The following is a 6,522-nucleotide window of genomic DNA, read 5'->3' on the forward strand; positions in this document are numbered from 1 at the left end:
CCCATGGCGCGGGACGAGATGTGGACGAAGGTGAAGTACGGGATCATCCCTGTGCCGAGGAACAGGAACATGCTGGTGCCGAAATCCGGTCGCCGGCCGATCGCCGAGAACACCGCCAGCATCATGGTCAGCTGCAGCACCGGCTCCAGCAGTTCCAGCAGGTAGCTCAGCCGCGAATGCTTGGCGTGCATCCGCATCTCGCGCAGCATCAGCGACACCACGACCCGGGCCTGGACCGCCAGCGCCGAGCCGAAGCGCGGGGCCACGATCGCGGTCATGTCGCGGCTCCAGGCGCGATTCGGGGAAGGGGAATGCCTGCCGGCACCACGATGGCCATGCTCAGATCATGTGGTCGCGCACGGCGTAGACCGTGAGCATGGTGATGGCCCAGGCCAGGGCGGCGATCAGGAAGACGATCAGCACATCCTCGCCGCGCTCGGGATACAGCGGGTATTCCGCCAGCGACGGCTCGACATAGGGCATCAGGTAGGTGCGGTCGGACATGGCGCTGCTGCGCACCTGGTCCAGCGCGGTCAGCATGTTCTGGTAGCTCTGCTGCGCGAACTGCATCTCCAGCCGGATGTCTTCGTAATCCGACAGGGTGGTGGCGTAGCCCTGGCCGCCGGGGCCGACGGCCGGAACGGTGTCCGCCGGGGGGGGCGCCGGCCGCGGCATCGCCGGGGGCGGCCGAGGTAGCAGTAGCGGGCGGGGCGCCGGTGACGCCGGAACCGAGCTCGCCCTCGATCTTGCTCAACTGGTCGCGGGTCGCGGCGATGTTGTTCTTCAGCACCTTGATGGTCGGCGCATCCGGCGACATGTGGGTCGACAGCGAGGTCAGCTGCGCTTCCATCTGCGCCAGGTTGGTGCGCAGCTGCAGCGTCAGGGCCAGGGTGGAGGACGCGCTGGTCGACAGATCAGGGCTCTGCTGTACGTTGCGGAACTGGCGCAGCCTTGCGGTGATGTCGCGCAGTCGGTCTTCCGCATTCTTCACGTCGCGCTCGGCGAAGCTCACCGAATCCTCGCGCGCCCGCTCGGCCATCCGGTTGACCAGGGCCTCGCTGGCGCCGATCAGCCCCTGGGCGATGCGCAGCGCGTCCGCGGCCGAGAAGGCCCGGACCTGGACGACGGAGATGCCGGTCGAGACGTCGAAGCTGGCATCGATCCGCGACTGCCAGTATTTGACCAGCGCCTCGGTCGGCACCGTCGGGTCCAGCCGGGCCAGGAAATCGGCCTTCGGGTCGCTGTAGATCTTGCGCAGGTCGATCGTCTTCAAGAGGTCGGTCACCGCCGCGCGGCTGCCGATATAGTCGGCGACGATGAAATTGTCGCTGAAGGCCGACATCTGCGATGACTGGCCCAGCGCGGCGCCGATCACATTGGTGCTGCCCGCGGCGGCCGAGGCGTTCGAGGATTTCACCGCGAACCGGAATTCGGAGACGTACTGGTCGGCTGCGATGAAGAAATAGTAGACCGCGCCCAACGCGGTCGGCAGCACCACCATGAACAGCAGCGACAGCCAGAACCAGATCGACAGCCGGGCGCGCCGCGCCGGCAGCTGCAGCGGCTCGAACGCCGCATCGAAGCGGCGGTCCGAGGTGCGCCGCGCCACCGCGGGGGTCGGCGCCGGCGCGGTCCGGGCCGGCACATCCCTGGTGAAGCCGGTGTTGGCCGGGACCGGGCGGCCGCCGGTCTTGCTCAGTGGTGTCACCGTGCCGCCGGTTCTGGCCACGGGACCGCCACGCGCCTCCGGATCGGCAGGGGACTCATCGGGGCTGGTGTCGGTGGTGACAGGGGCGTCGGCATCGGCCCGGTCGTCGTCGGGCTTGTCGGTTGTCCGCGGAGCGGCCCGGGATTTCGCGGCGCGCAGCTCGGCGATGGTCCGGCGCGAAACCCGCGAGTCCGACGATTCCCCGACCGACATCTGCCGGTCCAGGTCTTCGGACAGGGTTTCCGACGGATTGTCCGGTGTCTTACCCAAGCCTTACCTCGTTCGACGCAGGCAGGAGATGCGCGACGCTCGCTGCACCGCAGCATAGCAAAGGCAGCCCTGCGGGGAAACCTGCGAAATCACGAAATCTTGAACATCGATTGCGTTTTCGCATCACGAAACCTTTAGTCAGCGCTGGTTACAGCCTGCGGTGCGCCGATTTCAGGATTTCGGGCGGAGGCCGGAACCAGCGACCGGTACATCTCGCCCAGGCGCTGGCGATAGCTTTCCGGCGAGTACAGCGCCGCCTGCTTCAGCCCCTTCGCCGCCAGCTCGCCGCGCAGCTCGGCGTTGCTGTCGAGGGCGCGGATCGCCTCGGCCAGCGCATGGGTGTCGTAGGGGTCGACCAGCAGCGCCGCGTCGCCCGCCACCTCCGGGATCGCGCCTTCGGTCGAGGTCAGCACCGGCGTTCCCAGGCGCATCGCCTCCAGCACCGGCAGGCCGAAACCTTCATACAGCGACGGGAAGGTCACCGCCTTGGCGCCGCGGATCAGGCTGACCAGCAGCGGGAAGGGGGCGTAGTCGATGCGAAGCACCCGGTCGCGGGTGTAGGTCAGCGTGTCGACCTGCTCGAGGTAGCGGATCGAGGATTCGTTCAGCAGGCGCAGTTCCTGGTCGGTCTTCCAGGCCAGCTTGCCGATGATGACAAGCGGCGTCTTGATCTGGCTGGCCAGGTAGCTTTCGATGAGACGGCCGATGTTCTTCTTCGGCTCGATCGCGCCGAAATACAGCAGGTAGCCCTTGTAGGTCAGGTTGAAGGTGCCCTCGACCTCGCGTTTGACCGCGTCCTCAGGCTTGTTGGCGTATTTCGCCGGGATGTCGACGGCCTGGTAGGTGTTGGTGATCCGCTCCTCGGGGTAGCCGAACAGGTCGACGATGTCGCGCTTCGACGTCTCGGACACTGTGACGATGTGGTCGGCCCGGCGCAGCAGCATGCGCACCAGCTTGTAGTAGCGCCGCTTGTTGTCGAGCGTGGTGTAGGGCAGGCGCAGCGGTACCAAGTCGTGGATGGTGTAGATGTTGCGCGACCCGGCCATGCGCAGCGGCAGCGGATAGGTCCAGTGCATCAGCGGCGGCGGGTTGCGCATCGTCACCGTCAGCCGGTTGCGATAGATCGCGAAATGCCGGTACGACCGGCTCCACAGATCCGGCACGTTCAGGATCTCGTCGTAATAGGGCATGCGCGAGCGGTAGGTCTTGGCGATGACCTTGCCGGTGATCGGCACCGGCTTCGCCCGCACCCCGGCCGGGGAATGCACCAGCTCGTTCACAGTGCGCAGGAATTCCAGCCAGCGCGGCGGGTTGCCGACATTGTTGGGGTCGAAGAAGGCGATTTCGCGCATCAGATCCTGGGTGCCCGGCGCCGCGCGGCCGCCATACAGCACATCGGTGCGATAGCCCAGATTGTGCAGCTCGTAGCTGAGGTTGCGGGCGTAGGTCGCCACCCCGGTGCCGGTTTCGAGGCCGAGATTGTAGCCGTCGATCATGATCGTCTGGGGCGTCACGGCGTCGTCCTGTGTTGTCGGGCGATTCGAAGCGGGCGCTTCCGGCGAAATCTGGCGGGCGGCTCGTCCATCTCCGGACGGAACCAGGGGACATCGGCGCCTGAAAGAGTTGGTGGTGCCGGACAGATATAAAACCTGATAGTGCTCCTGAAAACCACAATTTACAGTTTCGACTCCGCAAACCCGCTCCACGCCTGGGTTTCAGGAGTCGAATACGAAATTATTCGCACATGCAGCATTGGCTATGCCGGATGAAATCTGATATGCACCGAAGAATTCGTGCTTCGGCGCGCTCAATCGGAAGACACGGCCTCATGACCTGGCGATTGGCGTGGCTCGTTCCTGCCGTCCTCATGATTCCGGCCTGCGGCGAGTTGCCGAGCACCGGCCCGATCGCCGGCCAGATCCTGGCATCCGGCGAGGCGGCCCCCACCCCGGCGCCGGGGTCGCCCGCCGCCGATGTCGACAGCCGCTATGCGATCGTCGACGTCAACCAGGCCAGCCTCACGGCCATGGACAGCTTCCACGCCCCCAGCCTGGTGCAACGCTTCGGCGACAAGGCGCCGGCCCCGTCGGAACAGGTCGGCATCGGCGACGTGGTCGCGGTGTCGATCTGGGAGTCGGGCACCGGCCTGTTCGCCTCCAGCGACACCACCGGCACGGTCCAGGGCGCCCACAACGTCACCCTGCCGCCGCAGGTGGTGGACCAGCGCGGCACCATCACCGTGCCCTACGCCGCCAAGCCGATCCGCGCCGCCGGGCGCACCCCGACCCAGATCGCCACGGCGATCCAGTCGGCGCTGGCCACCCAGGCCAGCCAGCCGCAGGCGCTGGTGACCATCCCGCAATCGGCCTCGGCCTCCGCCTCGGTGCTCGGCGACCAGACCGGGGCGGCGCGGGTGCCGCTCAACATCAAGGGCGACCGGCTGCTCGACGTCATCGCCCAGGGCGGCGGCGTGCGCTCACTGCCGGCCGAAACCTTCATCACCGTGAGCCGCGCCGGGGTGTCGGAGACGGTGGCCCTGACCACAATCCTGCAGAACCCGGCCGAGAACATCTACGTCCAGCCCGGCGACACCATCTACGTCACCCGCCACCCGCAGACCTTCACGGCGCTGGGGGCGGTGACCGCATCGGGCGAACTGCCGATCGACCAGGATCCGTTCACCCTGGCGCAGGGCGTCGGGCGGGCCGGCGGGCTGTCCGACCGGGCGGCCGACGCCAGCGCTGTCTTCGTCTTCCGCTTCGAATCCCGGGCGGTGTTCCGGACGATGCGGCCGAATTCGCCGCTGCTGGAGACGCGGACGCCGGTGCCGGTGGTCTATCGCCTCAGCTTCGAGGACCCGCACGGCTATTTCTACGCCCAGCAGTTCAAGCTGCGCAGCCACGACATGATCTATGTCGCCAACGCCTCCTCGGTCGAGTTCCTGAAGTTCCTGTCGGTGGTGCGGAACACCATCTCGGTGGCGTCGCCGTCGACCACCGTGGTCGGGGGCGGCTAAGGGCAGCGGGGCCTGGCGGAACCGCGGCCATGATCGCCGCGCCCGAATGGATCGGCCTGGCCGGCGGCGCCGTGGCGTGGGAGGCGATGGATGCGCTGGCCCGGCCGCGGCGGCGCTTCCTCGGCGGCAGCCGGGCCGCGATCCTCGGTCGGCTCGCGGTGTTCCTGCTGTTGTCAGGGGGCTGGCTCGGCCTGTTCGGCCGATTCTGGTTCGCGCTGACGGCCAGCCTGGTCACGCTCGCCATCCTCGTCGCCATCTCCAACGCCAAGCAGCGCAGCCTGTATGAGCCGCTGGTGTTTGCCGACTTCGCCTTCCTGTTGCCGATCCTGCGCCACCCCAGCCTGTTCTACATCGAGCGGCGCGAGGGCCTGGCGCTGCTCGCCGCCATCGCGGGGCTGGTGGCGCTGATCGTGGGCTGGACCTGGATCGAGCCGCGGGCGATCCCGCCGGGCGTGCAGGCCGTGCTGTTCGGTGGCGAGGTGGCGCTGATCGTCCTGTTCGGCTTCGGCCGCCGCTATGGCCTGGCCTGGCCGGCGGCACTGACCTTCGCCGATGCCACCGATCCGCGCGGCGCGATCCAGCGCTACGGCCTTGCAGCGTCGCTGCCGACCGCCTGGCTGCGCTGGCTCGGCGAGGCGGCCAGCCCGATGCCATTGATGCCGCCGCCCACCGTCGCCGCCGGCATCGATGCCGTGGTGGTGGTGCAGTCGGAATCCTTCATGGATCTGCGCCGCATCGGCCTGGCGACCGGCCTGCCCGAATTCGACCGGCTGCGGCCGCGCGCCGTGGTGCAGGGCCTGCTCGAGGTGCCGTGTTTCGGCGCCTACACCCTGCGGCCGGAGGTTGGGGTGATCACCGGCCTGACCGGGGCGCAGCAATCCTTCGACGGGCTGCACCCCTATCTGCGGCCGCAGCGCTTCGCCCCGGCCTCGCTGGCCATGGCGTTGCGCGGCCAAGGCTGGCGCACTGTCTTCCTGCACCCCTATGACGAAACCTTCTTCCGCCGCCGCGGGGCGATCCCGGTGCTCGGCTTCGATCGATTCATCAGCCAGCGCGACCTGCCGGAGGCCGAGCGCTGCGGCTACTACATCTCCGATGCGGCGGTGGCGGGGGTGATCGAGGACCAACTGCGCCGGGCGCAGGCGGATGGCGTGAAGCTGTTCCTGGTCTGCGTCACCATGGAGGCGCACGACCCCTATCGCCCCGGCCGGGTGCCCGGCGAGGACGACCCGACGGGCCAGTACCTGCACCATATCGGCCATGCCGACGCCATGCTGGGCCGGCTGGCGGCGCATCTCGACGCGACGGCCGACCGGGCGCTGCTGGCCTTCTATGGCGACCACGCGCCGGTGCTGCCGACCGTGGATCCGGAGCGCGAGCGCCGCACCGATTTCATGATCCTGGATTGCGGCCGCGCTGCACCAAAAGAGGGCGGGGCCGGAGCCTTGCCGGTGCAGTGGCAGCCGGAAGCGATCAACCGCTTCATCCGCTCCTGGCTGGCGGGCTCAGGCCGGGCCGGCTGACGGCT

The 6,522-nt window shown here is 68.2% G+C and carries 5 protein-coding genes; 2 read left to right on the forward strand and 3 right to left on the reverse strand.

The features are described 5' to 3' along the window. The 3 genes from AC3XYG_RS24335 to AC3XYG_RS24345 form a co-directional block, all read right to left on the reverse strand. Positions 1-278: hypothetical protein (locus AC3XYG_RS24335; RefSeq protein WP_489142452.1), on the reverse strand; the 278-nt coding region annotated here is incomplete at its 3' end. Beyond that, positions 275-1,978: a KpsE/RkpR family capsule polysaccharide export protein gene (locus AC3XYG_RS24340; protein ID WP_489142453.1), complete on the reverse strand. Its 1,704-nt coding sequence runs from the start codon at positions 1,976-1,978 to the stop codon at positions 275-277. The genes AC3XYG_RS24335 and AC3XYG_RS24340, both read right to left, overlap by 4 nt. A gap of 134 nt (positions 1,979-2,112) precedes the next feature. Then, positions 2,113-3,492, reverse strand: coding sequence for a glycosyltransferase family 4 protein (locus AC3XYG_RS24345; RefSeq protein WP_489142454.1), 1,380 nt, complete (start codon positions 3,490-3,492; stop codon positions 2,113-2,115). 314 nt (positions 3,493-3,806) lie between these two features. Between AC3XYG_RS24345 and AC3XYG_RS24350 the strand changes: the two genes are divergently transcribed. Further along, a complete protein-coding gene (locus AC3XYG_RS24350; protein WP_489142455.1) occupies positions 3,807-4,994 on the forward strand; it encodes a polysaccharide biosynthesis/export family protein in 1,188 nt (395 codons plus the stop codon). 29 nt (positions 4,995-5,023) lie between these two features. Further along, positions 5,024-6,517, forward strand: a complete 1,494-nt coding sequence (locus AC3XYG_RS24355) for an LTA synthase family protein (RefSeq protein ID WP_489142456.1) — start codon at positions 5,024-5,026, stop codon at positions 6,515-6,517. Positions 6,518-6,522 lie beyond the last annotated feature (5 nt).

This window comes from Inquilinus sp. (assembly GCF_057815775.1).